This is a genomic window from Rheinheimera pleomorphica, from assembly GCF_011634895.1.
Taxonomy (GTDB): Bacteria; Pseudomonadota; Gammaproteobacteria; order Enterobacterales; family Alteromonadaceae; genus Alishewanella; species Alishewanella pleomorphica.
The window spans coordinates 544367-563538 of the sequence record NZ_SIRR01000003.1; the positions used below are offsets into that span (position 1 = coordinate 544367).

Annotated in this window: 18 protein-coding genes; 7 read left to right on the top strand and 11 right to left on the bottom strand. The window is 51.6% G+C overall.

The genetic code is table 11. The features are described from left to right. Positions 1 to 58: 58 nt before the first annotated feature. Both EYB30_RS03635 and EYB30_RS03640 read left to right on the top strand, forming a co-directional pair. The gene (locus EYB30_RS03635) at positions 59 to 697 is read left to right on the top strand and encodes a DUF2959 domain-containing protein (protein WP_166837188.1); all 639 of its coding nucleotides are present in this window, start codon (positions 59 to 61) and stop codon (positions 695 to 697) included. 14 nt (positions 698 to 711) lie between these two features. Next, a complete protein-coding gene (locus EYB30_RS03640) occupies positions 712 to 936 on the top strand; it encodes a hypothetical protein (protein ID WP_166837190.1) in 225 nt (74 codons plus the stop codon). Here the strand turns inward: EYB30_RS03640 and frdD are convergent. From frdD to dksA, 11 genes are all read right to left on the bottom strand, one after another. Next, a complete protein-coding gene (frdD, locus tag EYB30_RS03645) occupies positions 933 to 1298 on the bottom strand; it encodes a fumarate reductase subunit FrdD (protein WP_166837192.1) in 366 nt (121 codons plus the stop codon). The genes EYB30_RS03640 and frdD overlap by 4 nt on opposite strands. After that, positions 1298 to 1684 carry a succinate dehydrogenase/fumarate reductase transmembrane subunit gene (locus EYB30_RS03650; protein ID WP_166837194.1) on the bottom strand — a complete coding sequence of 129 codons (387 nt, stop codon included), beginning with the start codon at positions 1682 to 1684 and terminating at the stop codon, positions 1298 to 1300. The genes frdD and EYB30_RS03650 overlap by 1 nt, the downstream gene beginning before the upstream one ends. Positions 1685 to 1695: 11 nt before the next feature. Next, positions 1696 to 2412 carry a succinate dehydrogenase/fumarate reductase iron-sulfur subunit gene (locus EYB30_RS03655; RefSeq protein WP_166837196.1) on the bottom strand — a complete coding sequence of 239 codons (717 nt, stop codon included), beginning with the start codon at positions 2410 to 2412 and terminating at the stop codon, positions 1696 to 1698. Further along, positions 2405 to 4219 carry a fumarate reductase (quinol) flavoprotein subunit gene (gene frdA / locus EYB30_RS03660; protein ID WP_166837198.1) on the bottom strand — a complete coding sequence of 605 codons (1815 nt, stop codon included), beginning with the start codon at positions 4217 to 4219 and terminating at the stop codon, positions 2405 to 2407. The genes EYB30_RS03655 and frdA overlap by 8 nt, the downstream gene beginning before the upstream one ends. Next, on the bottom strand, positions 4219 to 5127 hold the full coding sequence (locus EYB30_RS03665; RefSeq protein ID WP_166837200.1) for a prenyltransferase: 909 nt from the start codon (positions 5125 to 5127) through the stop codon (positions 4219 to 4221). The genes frdA and EYB30_RS03665 overlap by 1 nt, the downstream gene beginning before the upstream one ends. Positions 5128 to 5200: 73 nt before the next feature. Next, positions 5201 to 6043 (bottom strand): pantoate--beta-alanine ligase, encoded by an 843-nt coding sequence (gene panC, locus EYB30_RS03670; protein ID WP_166837202.1) that lies wholly within the window; start codon positions 6041 to 6043, stop codon positions 5201 to 5203. A gap of 5 nt (positions 6044 to 6048) precedes the next feature. Further along, the gene (panB, locus tag EYB30_RS03675) at positions 6049 to 6840 is read right to left on the bottom strand and encodes a 3-methyl-2-oxobutanoate hydroxymethyltransferase (protein WP_166837204.1); all 792 of its coding nucleotides are present in this window, start codon (positions 6838 to 6840) and stop codon (positions 6049 to 6051) included. Between the two features lie 54 nt (positions 6841 to 6894). Next, positions 6895 to 7395: a 2-amino-4-hydroxy-6-hydroxymethyldihydropteridine diphosphokinase gene (folK, locus tag EYB30_RS03680; protein WP_166837206.1), complete on the bottom strand. Its 501-nt coding sequence runs from the start codon at positions 7393 to 7395 to the stop codon at positions 6895 to 6897. Next, the gene (gene pcnB, locus EYB30_RS03685) at positions 7395 to 8846 is read right to left on the bottom strand and encodes a polynucleotide adenylyltransferase PcnB (RefSeq protein ID WP_241697955.1); all 1452 of its coding nucleotides are present in this window, start codon (positions 8844 to 8846) and stop codon (positions 7395 to 7397) included. The genes folK and pcnB overlap by 1 nt, the downstream gene beginning before the upstream one ends. Before the next feature lie 108 nt (positions 8847 to 8954). After that, positions 8955 to 9848 (bottom strand): tRNA glutamyl-Q(34) synthetase GluQRS, encoded by an 894-nt coding sequence (gene gluQRS, locus EYB30_RS03690; RefSeq protein ID WP_166837208.1) that lies wholly within the window; start codon positions 9846 to 9848, stop codon positions 8955 to 8957. Between the two features lies 1 nt (position 9849). Continuing rightward, positions 9850 to 10299, bottom strand: a complete 450-nt coding sequence (gene dksA / locus EYB30_RS03695; protein ID WP_008217905.1) for an RNA polymerase-binding protein DksA — start codon at positions 10297 to 10299, stop codon at positions 9850 to 9852. A 245-nt stretch (positions 10300 to 10544) separates the two neighbouring features. Here dksA and pepB point away from each other — a divergent pair, with 245 nt between their 5' ends. The 5 genes from pepB (at position 10545) to EYB30_RS03720 (ending at position 19089) form a co-directional block, all read left to right on the top strand. Next, positions 10545 to 11840 carry an aminopeptidase PepB gene (gene pepB, locus EYB30_RS03700; protein WP_166837210.1) on the top strand — a complete coding sequence of 432 codons (1296 nt, stop codon included), beginning with the start codon at positions 10545 to 10547 and terminating at the stop codon, positions 11838 to 11840. A gap of 76 nt (positions 11841 to 11916) precedes the next feature. Then, positions 11917 to 14361 carry an ATP-dependent helicase HrpB gene (gene hrpB, locus EYB30_RS03705; protein ID WP_166837212.1) on the top strand — a complete coding sequence of 815 codons (2445 nt, stop codon included), beginning with the start codon at positions 11917 to 11919 and terminating at the stop codon, positions 14359 to 14361. After that, positions 14358 to 16631, top strand: a complete 2274-nt coding sequence (gene mrcB, locus EYB30_RS03710) for a penicillin-binding protein 1B (RefSeq protein ID WP_166837214.1) — start codon at positions 14358 to 14360, stop codon at positions 16629 to 16631. The genes hrpB and mrcB overlap by 4 nt, the downstream gene beginning before the upstream one ends. An 18-nt stretch (positions 16632 to 16649) precedes the next feature. Further along, positions 16650 to 18797: a winged helix-turn-helix domain-containing protein gene (locus EYB30_RS03715; protein ID WP_166837216.1), complete on the top strand. Its 2148-nt coding sequence runs from the start codon at positions 16650 to 16652 to the stop codon at positions 18795 to 18797. Positions 18798 to 18876: 79 nt separating this feature from the next. Beyond that, positions 18877 to 19089, top strand: coding sequence for a hypothetical protein (locus EYB30_RS03720; RefSeq protein WP_166837218.1), 213 nt, complete (start codon positions 18877 to 18879; stop codon positions 19087 to 19089). Positions 19090 to 19172 lie beyond the last annotated feature (83 nt).

Sequence of the window (19172 nt, forward strand, 5' to 3'; positions counted from 1 at the left end):
TCTGTTACAACTTAGCCGCTATTATCTGCTGACAGGGTTTTAGCAACGGATTGATATTATGCGTTCTGTTTTGATTTTACTGCCTTTATTACTTGGCTTAACGGCCTGCCAAAGCGCTTATTACTCGGCGATGGAAAAAGTGGGCGTGCATAAGCGTGATATTCTGGTCGACCGGGTTGAAGAAGCCCAGCAGTCGCAGCAGGAGGCGCAGCAGCAGTTTACATCGGCACTGGAGCAATTTAGCACACTGATCAAATTTGACGGTGGCGATTTACAGCGGGTGTACGAAGCCACCGACAGCGAGTATCAGGCCTGTAGCAAGGCTGCAGAAGATGTCAGCGCGCGGATTAACAGCATTGAAGCCGTGGCAGATGCCCTGTTTGCTGAATGGCAGGATGAACTGGACCAATACAGCAATGCCAAACTCAAACAAGACAGTGCAAAAAAGCTGGCCGATACCAAACGCCAATATACCAGCCTGCTAAAAACCATGCGCCGTGCTGAGCAAAGCATGCAGCCGGTGTTAGCGTCACTTAAAGACAACACCCTGTATTTAAAGCACAACCTTAATGCTAAAGCGATAGGGGCGTTAAAAGGCGAATTCAGCTCGGTGCAGCGTGATATCAGCAGATTGATAGGCGATATGAACAGCGCCATTACACAGTCTGAACAATTTCTTGCGACATTAAAACAATAAACTAAGGAGCTTGTATGTCAGGTCAGGGGTCAGGCGGTAACGTTATTGCGGCATTATGTAATGTGTTTATTCCGGGGTTAGGTCAACTGGTGCAGGGGCGTATCTTAGCCGCCATTATCTTTTTTGTGGTGTGTGCCGTTGGCTATGCGCTGTTCTGGCTGGTGATCCCGGCGATCATCGCGGCCATAGCCCATCTGTGGGCTATTATTGATGCAGCCAAGTTTAAGTCTTACGCCTAAATTGCCAGTACTAACGCCAGCGCCAGCAGGCTAAGCAACAAAGCCAGGCCGTAACACAACAGTTTACTGGCCTGGCGGTAGCCACATTGCAGATCGTGCAGGCCATGATGGATGCGATGTGCAGCATGAAACAGCGGTAAGCAAATAACGGCAGCGGTAACGAGCAGCGCCGGCACGCCATAAGCCGTGTGTAGCAGCGCCGACACACCGGCATAACTTAACCAGGGTGGGCTAACCAGCCCCAGTGGCCATAATATCCCCAGCACCAGCATCAGCGCCGGTAACAAGACCGCGAAACAGACACCACCTGCGCTAAACAGGGCCCACCAGATAGGTTCATCACTGCGTTTAGGTGTCTTCATCAGCTTACTCCGGCAAGCCATAGCAAGGTTATGATAACGGCGAGGCTGGCAAGCCATTGCCCGGCGACCATCAGCAGCGGTGGTGCCAGCGGCATTACCCGCGGAAACAGTGCAAAAAAGGTTTTTGCATGGTACAGGCTGGCTAAAAGTGCCAGTGCATTTAGTGCTATCACCCAACCTTGTTGCATAAACTGAGCAAATGACAACCATTGCATTTCACTGTGCTGCAGGCTGTATAAGCCATACAGCAGGCAGCCCAGGAAAAAAAGTAACGGCAGCACTGTGGCTTCGCGCAACATATATAAGCGGTAGTAGCGCTGCTGTAGCCACCAGTCGCGTGTCATCCTGCTGTGATAGGGTTTGCGCGCATTGTCAGGTGTACTCATAGCGACGCTCCTTAGATTTTAAACAGGTTAATAATAAAATCTTTAGCCGATTCGACCTTAGCCTGGTTCACCGCCGCGGCCGGGTCGAGTTGTTTCGGGCACACTTCTGAGCAGGAGCCGACAAAGGTGCAGCCCCAGGCACCATTGTTGCCGTTCAGTTGGCTCATACGGCTGGCTTTGCCGTTATCACGGCTGTCGAGGTTATAACGCTGGGCCAGGGTGATGGCGGCCGGGCCCAAAAATTCCGGGTTTAAGCCAAATTGTGGACAAGCGGCATAGCACAGGCCGCAATTAATGCAGTTAGAAAATTGCTGATATTTAGCCAGTTGCGCTGGTGTCTGCTTGTGCGGGGCCTTGTCATCTTTGTCGTTAATCAGATACGGCTGAATGGCCGATAAATGCGCCAGAAATGGCGTCATATCGACAATTAAATCTTTCTCAACGGCAAAGTGCGCCAGCGGTGCTATGTCGATAACACCGTTGTAATCACGTAAAAACGTTTTGCAGCCCAGTTTGGGTATGCCGTTTACCATCACACCGCACGAGCCGCAAATAGCCATCCGGCAAGACCAGCGCAGTGCCAGCGTTGGGTCTTGCTGTTGCTGCAGGCTGAGCAGCGCATCAAGCACTGACGTGGTGTGATCGCCACTGACGGTATAACGTTGTAACCTGGGGGTGTCGTCTTGCTCAGGATCATAGCGCTGAATGCGTAGCTGATATTCAGTCATGTTTTGCTCCTGCGTCGGCGGCCTGTTCTGCTGTGTTGAGTGCAGTTTCTAGAGCGCTGCCGTAGCGCCGTTCCGCTGGTGGCAGGCTGGTAATGCTGACATCCTGCCAGCTGAGTATGGGCTCGGCACCAGCCTGATAATACGCCAGGCTGTGTTGTAAAAAGCTTTTGTCATCGCGCGCTGTCATACCGCTATCCCGCCGCTGATGAGCGCCGCGCGATTCAGTGCGCGCCAGGGCCGCCGCGCAGATTGCCTGGGCTACGTCCAGGCTAAACCCAAGTTCCAGATATTGCACCAGTTCATTGTTAAACACCTTGCTGGTATCGGTCACTTTCAGGTTTTGATAGCGCGCCTGTAAAGCCTGTAGTTGCTGCTGACACTGTGTAAGGCCATCAGTATCGCGGTAAATACCACAGCCTTGTTCCATTGCCAGTGTCATGGCCTGGCGCAGCCGGGCCACACTGTCGTCTTTATTGCTGCCAAAACAGCGGCTTAACTGCTGCCCCTGCCGTTGATATTGTGCCGCTGACCAGGTGTCATTATTGCTACCCTGACAAGTGCGGGCATGTAAAGCCGCCTGCTCACCGGCAACCCGGCCAAACACTAACAGCTCGCTCAGCGAGTTTGAACCCAGCCGGTTGGCACCATGCAGGCCAACTGAGGCGCATTCGCCAACAGCATATAACCCCTGTAGTGTGGTTTGGCAGTTAATGTCGGTCATAATACCGCCCATGGTGTAATGCACCGCCGGGCGAATGGGGATCAGTGCACTGGCCGGGTCAACATTGACATAGGCTTGGGCCAGCTCGCAGATAAACGGCAAGCGCTGTTGTAAATGCGCCCGGCTTAAATGGCGTAAATCCAGATACACCACGGCGTGGCCATTATACTCATCGGTGCGCCCGGCCTGTTGCTCATGCCAGAACGCCTGCGATAATTTATCGCGCGGGCCCAGCTCCATCTGTTTGTTTTGTGGGTGCCCCAACGGCGTTTCAGGGCCCAGGCCATAGTCCTGCAGGTAACGATAACCGTGTTTATTGACCAGCACGGCGCCTTCGCCACGACAGGCTTCAGTAATTAAAATGCCGCTGCCGGGTAAGCCGGTGGGGTGATATTGCACAAATTCCATATCACGTAGTGCCACGCCATGACGAAAGGCCAGTGCCATACCATCGCCGGTGACAATACCGCCGTTGGTATTGTAGTGAAACACTCTGCCGGCGCCGCCTGTAGCCAGAATGACACTTTTCGCTTTGATCAGCACCAAGTCGCCGCTATTTAAGACTAATGCGACTACTCCGCAGACCCGGTTATCTTCGCGCAGCAAATCCAGCACCAGATATTCATCCAACCGCTGTATGGCCGGATACTTCAGACTGGTTTGAAACAGCGTATGTAGAATATGAAAACCGGTTTTATCGGCAGCAAACCAGGTACGTTCGGTTTTCATGCCGCCAAAACGGCGCACCTGTATGCTACCGTCTTGCTTACGGCTCCATGGGCAGCCCCAATGTTCCAGTTGCACCAGCTCCTGATACGCGTGTTTGACGAAAAACTCAACCACATCCTGCTCGGCCAGCCAGTCACTGCCTGTCACGGTATCGCTAAAGTGGGCCGCGGCGCTGTCTGCTGCCAGGGTGACAGCGGCAGCGCCGCCTTCGGCAGCCACAGTGTGGGAGCGCATGGGATACACTTTTGACAGCAGACTAATATGCAGGCCAGCATCGGCTTCAGCCGCGGCTATCGCCGCACGTAAGCCAGCACCGCCGCCGCCAACAACCACAATATCAGTGTGCAGGGTTTGCATCAGTTTACCCCGCTGCTATTGCCGGCCCAGTAAAGGCCGGTTGCCAGTAACAAAATAATCAGATGGATAAGACCAACGTTAAGTGCCAGATAAGGCTTAAGCTGCTGTGGTTGTCCGGCATTTCGCTGCACACCCGTCAGCAGTTTCATCGCCAGCGGCAGGCTGACCAGCACCAGCAAACTTTGCGCTGGTAATGCCGCTGTGCTGATACCCAGCAGCAATAGCAGATAACTTAACAGCAGCAAGCCGATAAAAATAATGGCGCTACGCTGCCTGCCGAGCACTATTGGATAGTGGCGCCGGCCGACCTGACGGTCTGCTTCAACATCAGGGAACTGATTTAGCAGCAACAGATTACTGACCAGGCAACTGACAATAGCGCCAGTAAACATTGCGCTGCTGCTAAGCGTATTGCTAAACACCCAGCTGGCACCTGTGGTCATAAACAGGCCAAAGCCCAGCCCGGGCGCCAGCAGGCACAGCAGAGGCGAGCGATTAATATACTGGGTGTAGGCATAAATAATCAGCACGCCGGGTATACCAATAAGCAGCAACTGCCAGCCTAGTTGCGCACTTAGGTATAAGCCACAGCCAATAACCAACAGCAAACTGGTGCTGGCTAAAATTAAGGTGGCACTGGCCGCTGTTGGCTGGCGCACCAGGGTGCCACTGCCGCCGCTAAAGGGGGTTTTATCGGTGAGAAAATCCAGGCCGGAGTTAAAATCAAAGTACTCATTAAAAGCATTGACGCTGATATGGGCGGCCAGCGCCATAAATAGCACCAGGCTAAACAGGCTGACAGAAAGGCTGCCTTGCAGGAACCAGCTAAGCGATGCGGCCAGTACGATACAGGCCAGAGTAAGGCTAAGAAAATTAACCCGGGCTACGCCCAGTAACGCTTTGAACATAATGTGCCTTCCTGCTACTAATTAAGTAATAGTATAGGCACAGTATATGACGGGTATTGATCTGCTTCAGGTTTTACACTTCGAGGTTGTCGATTAAGCGTGTTGTGCCAAGCGCCGCTGCCGCCAGGATCACTTTGGGCTGCTCTGCCGATGTTGCCAGGGTTAAGTCGTTGCGAGCGGAAATATCAATATAATCAGGCGTAAAACCCGCCGCGCTTAGCTCAGCTTTAGCGTGCTGCTCTAAGGCACGGTAATCATGGTTACCGGACAGAATATTATGGCGTAGTTGCTGCAATAGCTGATACAGCTTGGGGGCTAAAGTGCGCTGTTCAGCGGTTAAATAGCCATTACGTGAGCTAAGCGCCAGGCCATCAGCAGCGCGTTCGGTTGGCACGCCGATAATCTCAATTGGCAGCGACAAATCCAGCACCATCTGGCGGATAATCGCCAGCTGCTGATAGTCTTTCATGCCAAAGCAAGCCACATCGGGCTGTACCAGATTAAACAGCTTACAGACGATGGTGGATACGCCGCGAAAGTGCCCGGCGCGGCTGGCGCCACAGTGTAAATCGCCCAGCAGAGGCACTTCAACAAAGGTTTGAACGTCCAGGCCACGCGGATACATCAGCTCAGGCGTTGGCGTAAACAGCGCATCGGCATGATGGGCGCGCAAGCCGGCGCAATCAGCGTCCAGCGTGCGTGGGTATTTGTCTAAATCTTCGTTTTTGCCAAACTGCATCGGGTTAACAAAGATACTGGCAATAACGCGATCGGCGTGGTGTTTGGCGACATCAACCAGCTTCAGATGGCCCTGATGCAGGTTGCCCATAGTGGGCACGAAGGCGATTTTCTCGCCTTTATTACGCCAGGTGGCAATTTGTGCCCGCAGCGCCTCAACAGAAGTAATAATGTTCATACGGGTTAGAAACTATGCTCATTTGCCGGGAAAGTCTGGTTTTTTACTTCGGCAACATAGGCGGCAATAGCGCTTCTGATCTCACCGGTTTGTGCCAGATAATTCTTGGAGAATTTTGGAATATAACCACTGCTGATACCGAGTAAATCATGCATTACCAGTACCTGACCGTCGGTAACGTTACCGGCACCGATGCCGATAACCGGAATGGTGAGTGCTTGCGTAATGCGATTGGCCAAAGCCGTTGGAATGCATTCCAGCACCAGCAGCTGAGCGCCGGCGTCTTGCAGCGCTTTGGCCTGTGCCACCATGGCATCGGCGGCGGCATCGGTTTTACCCTGTACTTTATAGCCACCGAAAATATGCACCGACTGTGGCGTTAAGCCTAAATGGCCGCACACCGGCACGCCGCGCTCGGTTAGCGCTTTTACCGTTGGCAGTAAAAAGTCGCCGCCTTCCAGTTTGACCATATTAGCGCCGGCTTGCATCAGCGGTACCACGCTTTGCAGCGCTTGCTCTAAAGTGCCATAGCTCATAAACGGCATGTCGGCAATCACAAACGCAGCAGGTGCACCGGCACGCACAGCACGGGTATGGTAGGCAATGTCATCAATGGTGACAGGCAGAGTGTCTGAGTGGCCTTGCAGCACCATGCCCAGCGAATCGCCAATCAGCAGCACCTCAACACCTTGTTCGGCAAATAATTTGGCAAAGCTGGCATCATAGGCGGTCAGCATAGTGATCTTGTCGCCTTGCTGTTTCATTTTCTGTAGTACGGCAGTGGTGATCTTAGCCATAATGTTCTCATCCGACCATTTAACGCAGGAGGCGCAAGATCGCACAAAGTGCTATCAGCTGCAACTGCTATGACGTTTTTGCAGGCCGTTTAGCGGCACCTGCGCAAGTAAAGAGGATAATACAGTACCGTCCGGCAGGCTAAGGTTGGGGGCAATTTCTGCCAATGGATACAGCACAAATTCGCGCTGCTTCAGACCGTAATGCGGCACCGTCAGCCGTTCGCTGTTAATAATATCGTCGCCATACAACAAGATATCTAAATCCAGTGTTCGTGGGCCCCAGCGCTCGTCTTTACGCTGCCGGCCTTGCTGCTGCTCTATCAGTTGCAGCGCATCCAGTAAGGCTTCCGCTGGCAGTTCAGTGTCCAGCGCAGCCACGGCATTAACATAATCGGGCTGGTCTTGCGGCCCCATCGGTTTGGAGCCATAAAATGACGATACAGCAATCAGCTGACTGGCCGGTAGCAGGCGCAGTGCGGCTACGGCCTGCTGTAACTGCGCCAGCGGTTGTGCCAGATTAGCCCCCAGACCTATATAACAGCGTACTCTCGCCATTAGTCGGCCGTGCGCTTGCGTTTGTAATTACGCCGCCGGCGCGGGCCTTTGTCGATACCGTCTTTACCCAGCTGATTAATCAGCTGCAAGCGGCCTTCGTCGTCGGCAAACTGGAAGCGTTCCCACCACAGTGCCAATTCGGTTAAGTCACCGCCTTCACTGGCGGCACGCAGCTGCAGAAAATCAAAGGCGCCACGAAACTTAGGTTGCTCCAGCAGTTTAAAGGCCCGCCGGCCCGCACGTTTGGTTAGGCGGCTTTGCAGCGCCCAAATGTCACGCATCGCCAATGTAAAGCGCTTCGGGATAGCAATAGTGCGCTGCACATCGTCCAGCACTTCAGTCATGGCGATATTCATCGCGTCTATTTCACTTAAACCATCAATGACTAACGCCTGGCTACGTAACTCGACCGGGTACCACAGCAGGGCAGCGAAAATAAATGCCGGCGTAACGGGTTTGTCTACTGCAACCCGGGCATCGGTATCTTGCAGGGCTTTGGTGGCCAGTAAAAAGGCTTTGCCTTCCGGCTCTTGTTTAAGCAGTTTATCCAGCTGTGGCAGCAACTGCTTTAATACCCGGGTGTCGCGCATCAGCATAAAGTTGTCAAAGGCTTTGCCAGCCAGCAGCAGCTTTACCAGTTCATCAAATAAGCGTGGCGCCGGAATGTTCTTCAGCAATACTGCCAGCTCTTTTATCGGCGCAGCGGTAGCAGGTGCAATTTGCATATTCAGTTTGGTGGCAAAGCGGATCGCACGCAGAATACGCACCGGATCTTCACGATAACGGGTTTCAGGGTCGCCGATAAGCTCAATCTTGCGCTCGGCAATGGCCTGCATGCCATTGGCGAAATCGTAGACTGAGAAATCGTTCACTGAGTAATACAGCGCGTTAATAGTAAAGTCGCGCCGCTCGGCGTCTTCTTCGATAGTGCCGTATACGTTATCACGCAAAATCTGGCCATGATCGCTTAAGCTGGCGGTTTTTAATTTGGGTGCGGTGCTCTCTTCATCATCTGCGCCGCTATGGTGGCCGCGAAAGGTGGCCACTTCAATTACTTCGCGGCCAAACACTACGTGTGCCAGCCTGAAACGGCGGCCAATAAGACGGCAATTACGAAATACCTGTTTGACCTGCTCGGGTTTAGCGTTGGTAACGACATCAAAGTCTTTCGGCTTTAGTCCCAGTAGCAAATCACGGATACAGCCTCCCACCAGGTAGGCATCAAAACCGGCGTCTTTCAGCCGATACAACACTTTAAGCGCGTTCGGGCTGATATCTTTGCGTGAAATAGCATGCTGATCGCGGCTTAACCGCTGTACTTCAGGCAGCAGGCTGGCTGCCGGCGTTGGCCGTTCAGTCCGGCGCGTTTTCTGTTTTGTCACCACAGTATTGCCGACGGTTTTGCTGGCTTTGGCCTTGCCACCAAAGGTGCGGCGGCAAAAATCTAACACTCGCGAAATAATGATATCTCTCCTACAGCGTGCAGCCTGATGCTGCGCTTAAAAAAACCGGCTAATAATACCGCAGCTACGGCGAAAAAAGAACGCATCCTGAAGCCGTTAAGCGAATTGAGTACAGTTAATTTCCTGCCGGCGTGGAATTATACTTAGTTGCCAGTGCGCTGTGGCCCAATCTAACTGCTGAGTGACCGGCGCTTGTTGCAGGTCGGTTGGTAACGATAGCCCCAAAAAAGCCAATACGTTAGCCATCACCTTGCTAACGGGCCACTGGCTAACCGGTTCGGCATGATTTTGTTTACTGAGCTTAAAGCCGGGTTTAATTACCGCCAGCGGCAAATGGCCGTACTGTGGTGCTACGGCACCCAGTAACGTGCAAAGTGCTTGCTGGCGCGGGGTCATTTGCAGTAAGTCGGCGCCGCGGATCACTTCGGTAATGCCCTGATCGATATCATCTACTACCACTACCAGCTGATAGGCAAACAGGCCATCACGGCGTTTAATAATGTAATCTTCCTGCGCCAGCGCTGCAGGTATCTGCTGCGGGCCAAAGATCAGATCGGTAAACTGGCTGGCTACCCCCTGGCTTTTTAAACGCCAGGCCAAAGGTTCCGTTGTCAGCTTGAGTGTTGCGCAGCGGCCAGTATAAATGCCGCCACTTTCACTGATTTGCTTACGGCTGCACTGACAGCCATAAATTAGCTGTTGCTGCTGCAAGTGCCGGAAAATCTGCTGATAACGCTCCAGCCGCTGGCTTTGGTACAGCACAGTGCCGTCCCAATGCAGGCCAAATTGTTCCAGCGTACGCAAAATATCACTGTCGGCACCGGGAACCATGCGGGGAGTATCAATATCCTCCATCCGCACCAACCACTGACCATGCTGGCTTTTCGCCTGCAGATAACTGCCAACAGCGGCAATAAGGGAACCAAAATGAAGCGGGCCGGAAGGCGAGGGCGCAAACCGGCCGATATAAGCGGAAGATGGTACGGGCATATTAGCCGCCCAGTTGCTTTTCCTTGATTTCAGCTAAGGTTTTGCAATCGATACACATATCAGCCGTTGGCCGGGCTTCTAAGCGTTTAATACCGATTTCAATGCCGCAGGTGTCGCAATAGCCGAAGTCTTCGTCTTCGATTTTCTGCAGCGTTTTTTCAATTTTTTTCAGCAGCTTGCGTTCACGATCGCGGGCACGCAATTCCAGGCTGAACTCTTCTTCCTGCGCAGCACGGTCTACCGGATCCGGGAAGTTTGCTGCTTCGTCGGCCATATGGTTCTTAGTGCGGTCAACTTCTTCGCGTAATTGCTGACGCCAGGCGTCAAGAATGCGGCGGAAATGTTCCAGTTGCTTCGGGTTCATATACTCTTCCCCGACAGCTTCCTGATATGGCGCTACGCCTGCAAGGGCCAGTAAGCCCAGCGTTTTGGTAGTATTGCCCTCTGGCATAATCATCTCCTGTATAATGCCAAGCAAAAATATGGCGGCTATTGATAGCAGAATATCGCCGGCATCGCAATCAGATTTAAAAAGACGCGGAAGTATACAGATTGCGGACTTAGCCGTCATCTTATTTTCTATTGCGTTGTCCGCTGAGCTAAAAGCCCGGCGCAGCAGGATGCTTTTGTCAAAAGCCGCTTGTGATACACTGTGCCGCATAACGGGCGACACAGCTTAAAAAATAAGGAAGTCAGATGGCAGACCTGATTCAGATCCAGCTTCAATTACAAAGCGCAGCAGAAAAGTGGGGTAAAGCGCCGCTTACCCCTATTCCAGACGGTTTTCAGCTTCATTTAAATGCAAAGGAGCCAGTGCGTAGTGTGCAAAAAGCCGCGCGCAGCCTCGATGCTCTGGGTATTACCCAGGTGCAGCTAAGTGGTGAGCATTGGACAGCCGAGTTGCAATGGGCCTTTTACCAAGGGTTTTGTAATGCCAAAAAGCATACTGGTGTGCAGTTTTGTGGTGATGCTGCAACGCAGCAACATTTGCAACAGCTGGTGCAATGTTTTAGCTGGGCGAAGCAGCTGACTAATCAGACGCCTGAACAGTTGTACCCCGAGCAGCTGGCACAGCAGGCGGCAGACTTTATTACACAACTTGCCCCGGCGGGCAGCGTGCAATATCAGCTGTTAGTGGATCAGCAGTTAGTGCAGGCCGGTTGGCATGGCTTACACGCCGTTGGCCGTGGCAGTGTCCGTAAACCTGCCATGCTGGTATTGGATTACAACCCCACAGCGAATGCCGATGCCGCCATCAGTGCGGCCCTGGTAGGCAAAGGCATTACTTTTGACAGTGGTGGCTATTCGATTAAAGCGACCGAAAGTATGTTGACCATGAAATGTGATATGGGCGGTGCTGCTACTGTGACAGCAGCGCTGGGGCTGGCGATATTGCAGGGGCTGAATAAACGGGTGCAGCTGATTTTATGCTGCGCAGAGAACCTGATCAGCGGCGATGCCTATAAGCTGGGCGATATTATCCGTTATAAAAACGGCACTACGGTGGAAATCGTCAATACCGACGCTGAAGGCCGCTTGGTACTGGCCGATGGCCTGATGTGTGCGGCAGAGTCTGGTGCCGGTTTAATTATTGATGCCGCAACCTTAACCGGCGCGGCGATGACGGCTGTGGGCGGCGAATATAATGCTTTATTTGCGCTGGATAAAGCCTTGGCGGCAAAAGCGTTGGCTTACGCCGAACAGGTGCAGGAGCCGACCTGGCAATTACCACTGGAACTGTGGCATCAACAACAATGCCCGTCGGCTTATGCTGACACCGCCAATAGCCGGCCGGTAAAAGGTGGCGGTGCCGGTGGTGCCAGTAACGCCGCAGGCTTTTTAAGCCGTTTTGTGCCGAATGAAGGCCAGGGCTGGCTGCATTTTGATTTAGCCGCGGCCTTTAACAACAGTAATAATGCTTTTTGGGCCGCAGGTGCCACCGGCCAGGGTATTCGCACCATCAGTGCGACTTTACTAAACGAGTTGGCTTAGCCTGATGCTAAGTTTAAGCGCCTGCACACTACAAAGGCTGTAGCAGGCATGTTTACTGTTTCTATCGGGTTAAGCTGTGTTACCTGTTGCTGAAATCTTACCGCAATTGCTGCTGTTGCTGCGCCAGCATAACAAAGTGGTGTTATCTGCGCCGCCCGGTGCGGGTAAATCGACTTATCTGCCGCTGTATTTATTGCAGCAGCCTGACTTTGCCGGTAAAACACTGCTGATGTTAGAGCCGCGTCGGCTGGCAGCAAAAAGTATTGCTGCTTATCTGGCCAGCCAGTTGGGGGAAGCGGTTGGCCAAACGGTAGGCTATCAAATTCGCCAGGAGCGTAAATACAGCAAGCAGACCCGACTGTTAATTGTGACCGAAGGGGTATTGACGCGAAAGCTGCAGCAAGACCCTGAATTAACTGACATTGATCTGCTGCTGTTTGATGAGTTCCACGAGCGCTCGCTGCATGCCGATCTGGCACTGGCGCTGTGCCTGGAAGTACAGCAACTGCGGCCTGAACTGCAACTGCTGCTGATGTCTGCCACGCTGGACACCGCTGAACTGGCTGCCAGCCTGAATGCCCCTGTGCTGGAAAGCGAAGGCCGTAGCTACCCGGTTGACATTGAATATGTTGTGCCCGATAGCCAGCCGCTGTCAGTGCAAACCGCCAGGCTGGTGCAGCAGGCATTGTCAAAGCATCAGGGCAATGTGCTGGTGTTCTTACCCGGTCAGGCCGAAATTAATCAAACCGCGCAGTTATTGCAGCAACAGCAACTAAACGCAGATGTACAACTGCACCGCTTGCTTGGCAGCCTGACACTGGCGCAGCAACAGGCCGCAATAGCGCCGCCACCGGCGGGTATGCGCAAGGTGGTACTGTCGACTAACCTGGCTGAAACCAGTTTAACCATCGATGGTATCAGTGTCGTCATTGACAGCGGCTTATGCCGGCAAAGCCGGTTTAACCCTCGCCAGGGATTAAGTGTATTGGAAACGGCGGCCATTAGTCAGGCCGCGGCGATACAACGCTCTGGCCGGGCGGGACGGTTAGGCCCTGGCCATTGCTACCGGCTGGATACGGTGGAAAAATGGCAACGGCGGGCCCGTTTTACCGCCGCTGAAATAGATGTCGCTGAGCTTACCTCGCTGCGGCTGGAAGTGGCAGCCTGGGGCTGTCAGGTCGCCGATTTGCAATGGTTAACACCGCCACCAGCAGCGCATTTAGCCGTGGCAGAGCAGTTATTGCAACAACTGGGCTTGCTGGATCAAAAGGGCGGTTTAACAGCGCTTGGCCGTCAGGCGCATCAGCTTGGCACTGAACCCCGGCTGGCCACCATGCTGTTGCATGCCAAAGTACTTGAACAACAAGGTTATGCCGGTGCGATGGCTCTGGGATGTTTGTTGGCAGCCGTACTGGAAGACAGTCGCGTGCTACAGGGTGACATTTACAGTTTGCTGACCAGAGTGAAACACAGCCTGCCGGCACAGTGGCAACAGGCACAAAGCTTTGCCCGTTTATTGAGCTGCGATCTTAATACGCGCTTACCACTGGAACTCGCGCCGCTGCTGGCGCTACGCGCTTATCCTGACCGTCTGGCAAAGCGCCGTGGTCAGGGCTATCAGCTGGCCAATGGAATAGGTGCGGTGTTAGCAGACAACCATAGCCTGAGCGGACAAAATTGGCTGGTGGCGCTGCATCTGCAGCAGTTTGGCCGGGAAAACCGTATCTACCATGCACTAAGCATTGGCCTGGACGACATCCGGGCAGACTGGCAAGCCGGGCTTAACTGGCAAACCCAAACATTTTGGGATGATAAAAATGGCAGCTTTTATACAGAACAACAATTGAAGTTTGGTCAACTGGTGCTGCAGGCTAAACCGGCTGTATTGGCCCTAACTGCCGAGCAGAAGCAGCAAGCCTGGCTAAGTTATATTGCGAACAAGGGGCTGGCGGCGCTAACCTGGCCCGATGCGGTGCAACAGTTACGCCAACGCGTAGCCCTGTTGCGGCAATACCAGCCAGCAGCGGCCTGGCCGGATTTTACTGATGATCCCTTGCTAAACCAGTTGGCGCAGTGGCTGGGACCTTACCTTGGTACTGTCAGCAAAAGTGCCGCCCTGGCGCAATTGCCGCTGTATGATGCCTTACTACAGCGTTTAAGTTACAACCAGCAACAGCAGTTAAACCAACTGGTACCAACGCACTGGCAGGCGCCAACCGGGTCGCGTATCCGTATTGACTATTGTACTGACGCCGGCCCTCGTCTTTCAGTACGGGTTCAGGAAATGTATGGTCAGCTAAGCTCTCCGGCTGTGCTGCAGGGCCAGCTTAATATTACTGTTGAGCTGCTGTCACCGTCACGCCAGCCGCTGCAGGTTACGCAAAATCTGGCCAGTTTCTGGCAAAATGCCTGGCAAGAGGTACGCAAAGAGATGCGTGGGCGTTATCCAAAGCATTATTGGCCGGAAGATCCGGCACAAGCGCTGCCAACAACAAAAACGAAAAAGGCGATGCTTAAATGAGTAAGAAATCCCCGCAACAAAAGGGTGGAAAAAAAGCGGCCGCACCAGCTTTAACGCAGCGACACTGGCTAAAACGGCTGGCAATATTGCTACTGAAACTGGCCTTGGTGTCGCTGTTGCTGGCAACCTTCTATCTGGTGTACCTCGATAGTAAGATCAGCAAGAAGTTCGCCGGGCAGAAGTGGCAGGTGCCCGCACAAATTTACGCCCGCAGCCTTGAGCTATTTCCGGGTAAAACCATTAGCCAGCAGCAGCTGATTACCCAACTGGACAGGCTGCAATATCAGCGTGATCCGGCGCTGAGCGCTCCTGGCCAGTACAGCGTATCGCGTAACCATGTCAGCATTTACCGCCGGCCTTTTACCTATATTGAAGGCTATGAAGCGGCACAGTTATTTAGCGTTGAATTTAACCGCAGTGGCATTAACCGCGTTATGCAGCGTCAGCAAAAAGAAGCGCTGAATTTTGCCCGGCTGGAACCACAGTTGATCGACCATCTGGTGGCAGCGCAGCAGGAAGACCGTGAGCTGGTGCAATTACAGCAGGTGCCTGAATTGTTTAAAGACGCCTTACTGCTAGTAGAAGATCGCGAGTTTTATCATCATCACGGTGTATCGCCGTTGTCGGTCATTCGCGCCCTGTGGGTCAATCTGGTCGCTGGCAGAACGGTGCAGGGTGGGTCGACGTTAACGCAGCAACTGGCGAAAAATATGTTTCTCAGTAGTGATAGGACCTTATGGCGCAAAGCCAATGAAGCCCTTATTGCCCTGGTACTGGATTATCGCTTTAATAAAGACCAGATCCTCGAAGCCTACCTGAATGAAGTTTTCGTTGGACAAAACTATGCCAATGCCGTGCACGGTGTTGGCCTTGGCAGCCGCTTTTATTTTGGTAAACCGCTGACAGAGTTGCAGCCGGCAGAGTATGCGCTGCTGATTGGCATTCTCAAAGGCCCGTCCTATTTTGATCCGCGTCGCTACCCTGAGCGCGCCCAGCAACGCCGTGATTTAGTGCTGCGACTGATGTTTGAACAACATTTACTGGACCGGCCGCAGTATGAAGCGGCGATATCGCAGCCGCTGCAGGTGATCCCGCGCGGCAAATATCTCAATGCAGGCTATGCGTCTTATCTGGACGCCGTAAAAAAAGAACTGCGCCAACTCAATATGAATGCCGCTGACCAAGAGCAAGGGATCAAGGTATTCACTTATCTGGACACTCAGGCGCAAACCGCTGTAGAGCAAGCGGCGGCGCAGCAGCTGGCAACGCTCGATGTCAACCTGCAGGCGGCGGTTATTGTCGCAGATTATAAGCAGGCTGAAATTACCGCTATGCTGGGTAGCAAAGATGCCGGGCAGGGCGGCTTTAACCGCGCTGTTGACGCCAGGCGTCAGATTGGCAGTATTATTAAACCTGTTATTTATCTTGAAGCGCTGGCGCAACGGGGCCGCTATACCCTGGCCACACCGTTGCAGGATGAACCGATCCGGCTGCGCAGCAATGATCAGGATTGGCAGCCACAAAATTTCGATAAGCAGTATCGTGGCCAGGTATTGTTAGTTGATGCGTTGGCCAATTCGTTAAATGTACCCACGGTACGCCTGGGGTTACAATTGGGCCTGCCGGCGATCAGCGATGGTTTGCGCAAGCTGGGCTTGATGCGCAAAGTAAAGCTGCACCCGGCGGCGTTGCTCGGCGCCATAGAATTAAGCCCGCTTGAAGTCACGCAGTTGTATCAAACGATTGCCAATAATGGTTTACACCAACAGTTAAGTACAGTGCAGGCGGTGACCGATCATAGTGGTCATCCGCTGTATTTACGTCAACATCAGTTAACCAGACGTTACAACCCGGAAGAAGTGTATTTATTGCAATACGCACTAATACAAGCCGCAAAGACTGGCACGGCAAAGGCACTACAGACGGCATTTCCCGGTGTCGTGTTAGCCGGTAAAACCGGCACCTCCAGTGATTATCGTGACAGTTGGTTCAGCGGTTTTGATCAGGATAGCGTCACCACCGTATGGCTGGGACGTGATGACAACAAAGCGATTGGTCTGACCGGCGCCACTGGTGCCCTGGGGGTATTTAGCCGTTACCTTAGCCTGCATGGCACGAATTCATTGCTGCGCGCCATGCCTGAACAGGTTAGTTTACAGGCGTTTTCAGCAAAAACTGGCTACCCGCAGGCACAAAATTGTTTTAACGTATTGTTATTACCGGCCATTTCAGTTGAAATGCCTGTTATGTCCGAATGTATAGATGAATAGCCGCGATTATCAAACCCTATGACGATAAAACCCGATAGCCCGCTAAAGGTAGGAGACTGGCAGTATTTACCCGAGCAGGACAAACTGGTGCAGTTTGCTGCTGATGGTAAAATTGCTGTTACCGCTGATTTAGATAACCTTTCACAAAAGGTGGCGAACTACTTTATTGTCCGCGCCGGTAAGCTGGTAACCAAAGATGAGTTACTGCAAGACGTATGGGGCATTCGCGATGTGTCAGACGGCCGGGTAACCCGGGTTATCCGTGTATTACGCGTAGCGCTGGGTGATGACACCCGCGAGCCACGTTATATCGAAACCATTCCTAAGCGCGGTTATCGTTTTATTGCACCGGTAACCGAAATCGCAGAACCGGAAGCTGAACAATCAGCGTCAGCGCAAAACGAGCCGCCTGCTGGTATTAATCCGCGTAATCACAGTGTGCTGGTATCTATTGCCTTACTGGTGGTCTGTGTAATGGCGCTAAGTTGGTGGTTTTGGCCTGTGGACACAACAGAAGACTCTAATCAGGCTATTCCGTTATTGCGCTACAAACCGGTAACGTCGTTAGACGGTTTAGAGTTTTATCACAATGTGTCTGAAGATGAACGTTATCTGGTGTACAGCTACGCCAGCCCAGATAATGAAAATGTAACGGTATTAATGCTTGAAGATCTAGAGCAACATAGGCGTATTCAGTTAACGGAAGATACCTATAGCAGCTTTGGTGCAGCGTTTAGCCCGGATGGTGCGAAGATTGCTTATCAACGGTTGTATAAGGGAAAAAGTTGTGAGATTCGATTAATCACTTTGGATATGAATGCGTTTGCACCTGTGACTGATGAGCTGATTAAGACATGTGGCAAGGGGGCTGTTTCGTCTAGAATGAGTTGGTCTCCAGACGGAAACTATCTAGTTTATCCAGACATGCCCGATGGTGAAAAGCAAATGAGTATTCAGATGCTGTCTGTTATATCCAAATCAGTTGAAAAATTAACGATACCACCAGCAAGTAGTTTCGGTGACTACAGCGTAAGATACTCAACATCGGGAAGGAAGATTGCCTTTTTAAGAGAGTCAGCTGGTGCTGCTCAGATTTGGGTCGTTGATCTTGCGACACGCGAAACGACACTTATCTTGAAAATTGAGGATTCATTTCCCGGTAATATTGACTGGTCTTTGGATGATAAGTTTATCGTTTTTCCTTCGTCAACATCGAGTATTAGCAAAGTTAGTTTGGATGGTGACGTTAACTTGGTGGCGTATACGGATAATAGCGCCAGTGAGATCCAATTGACGAATTCTGGAAATTTGGTTGCCTCAGTTGGTAGTTTTTCTCGGATAAACCTTCGTAAATTAGCAAATAGCATAACCAATAGCGAAGCGTTTAATGAACCTGTATTTAGCTCTAACAGGAACGAAACATTTGTAGAGGCTAACCCAACGCTTGGTGGGCCTCTAGCATTGATGTCGAGGCGTACTGGGGTGCCCCAGGTTTGGTTAATGTACCCGGATGGAACTCAACGACAACTCACACAATTTTCTGAAGTTGAAAGAGTGCGCAGCTTAGTGTTTTCTCCAGATGGAAATAAACTATTAGTGCAGCTCCATCAAAAAATTCTAATTTATAATTTTGACGGACTACAGGGGGAAATAAAAGGTGCAGAAGGCGTAGTGCTTGGCACACCCTCTTGGAGTCGGGATGGGCAAAAAATATATTACCCAGAAGTGCTGAATGGGAATTGGCAAATAATTGCTGCTGACCTGTCTGATCTGCAGAACAGAATTGTTGCCTCTTTAGAAAAAGAGTTCTGGGCTGAAAGTTACGATGGAAGTTACGCTTTTTGGCGTGATAGCAAAACAAAAAAGTTCTACATTCAAGAAAAAGGAGCCGAGCCAATAGAGCTGGACTTTGTGTTACCCGAAACACAGATCTCAGTGAAGTTCCAATTAATGCCTGGAGGTATCTACTTCTCTAAATTAGTTGGTGAGTTAGATTATGGGCTTTTTTATTACAACCTGGCAGAAGAACGTTTAGAGACAGTTATCAGCGAGATGAGATTGAGTCGTTTTAGTGTCAGTGCAGACGAAAAATATGTATATATCTTAGACTACGAGTTTGGTGATATCGATATTGGAATTGTAGATGGGTTCGTCAGGTCTTTATAATTTATTTGTATGAATCTCGTAGAGTTTATTTTCCAATCCTCCTTTAGTGTTGTCGAGCCAACTAAAGGAGATTGTCTGTATGAAAATATTATTCGTAACTGCTACGCTGTTTTTAATAAGTTCTTCAGTCGATATGACGGAAAGGAAACAGCAAGATAATGTGTTGGATACACAGAACTTGCTGGCTTGTTATTGGTATCCTTTGTGCGATCCCCAATTACAAAGCCCAATACTACAACCTAAAGACGAAAAACCTGAAACCCAGGATACTAAAGACAATAAACTTGCCTGATACATTGTCTTACAAATAGAAACGCTAAACATTTCTTATGCTTAAGGTATAATCCGCCCAGATAATGTGAAGTCGGGCGGACC

Coding starts and splice junctions, on each gene's coding strand:
- EYB30_RS03635 (WP_166837188.1), top strand. CDS start 59: ATGCGTTCTGTTTTGATTTTACTGCCTTTATTACTTGGCTTAACGGCC.
- gluQRS (WP_166837208.1), bottom strand. CDS start 9,848: ATGCCCGTACCATCTTCCGCTTATATCGGCCGGTTTGCGCCCTCGCCT.
- mrcB (WP_166837214.1), top strand. CDS start 14,358: ATGAGTAAGAAATCCCCGCAACAAAAGGGTGGAAAAAAAGCGGCCGCA.
- EYB30_RS03720 (WP_166837218.1), top strand. CDS start 18,877: ATGAAAATATTATTCGTAACTGCTACGCTGTTTTTAATAAGTTCTTCA.
- EYB30_RS03715 (WP_166837216.1), top strand. CDS start 16,650: ATGACGATAAAACCCGATAGCCCGCTAAAGGTAGGAGACTGGCAGTAT.
- panC (WP_166837202.1), bottom strand. CDS start 6,043: ATGAACATTATTACTTCTGTTGAGGCGCTGCGGGCACAAATTGCCACC.
- EYB30_RS03650 (WP_166837194.1), bottom strand. CDS start 1,684: ATGAGTACACCTGACAATGCGCGCAAACCCTATCACAGCAGGATGACA.
- EYB30_RS03655 (WP_166837196.1), bottom strand. CDS start 2,412: ATGACTGAATATCAGCTACGCATTCAGCGCTATGATCCTGAGCAAGAC.
- dksA (WP_008217905.1), bottom strand. CDS start 10,299: ATGCCAGAGGGCAATACTACCAAAACGCTGGGCTTACTGGCCCTTGCA.
- panB (WP_166837204.1), bottom strand. CDS start 6,840: ATGGCTAAGATCACCACTGCCGTACTACAGAAAATGAAACAGCAAGGC.
- EYB30_RS03640 (WP_166837190.1), top strand. CDS start 712: ATGTCAGGTCAGGGGTCAGGCGGTAACGTTATTGCGGCATTATGTAAT.
- frdD (WP_166837192.1), bottom strand. CDS start 1,298: ATGAAGACACCTAAACGCAGTGATGAACCTATCTGGTGGGCCCTGTTT.
- EYB30_RS03665 (WP_166837200.1), bottom strand. CDS start 5,127: ATGTTCAAAGCGTTACTGGGCGTAGCCCGGGTTAATTTTCTTAGCCTT.
- pepB (WP_166837210.1), top strand. CDS start 10,545: ATGGCAGACCTGATTCAGATCCAGCTTCAATTACAAAGCGCAGCAGAA.
- frdA (WP_166837198.1), bottom strand. CDS start 4,219: ATGCAAACCCTGCACACTGATATTGTGGTTGTTGGCGGCGGCGGTGCT.
- folK (WP_166837206.1), bottom strand. CDS start 7,395: ATGGCGAGAGTACGCTGTTATATAGGTCTGGGGGCTAATCTGGCACAA.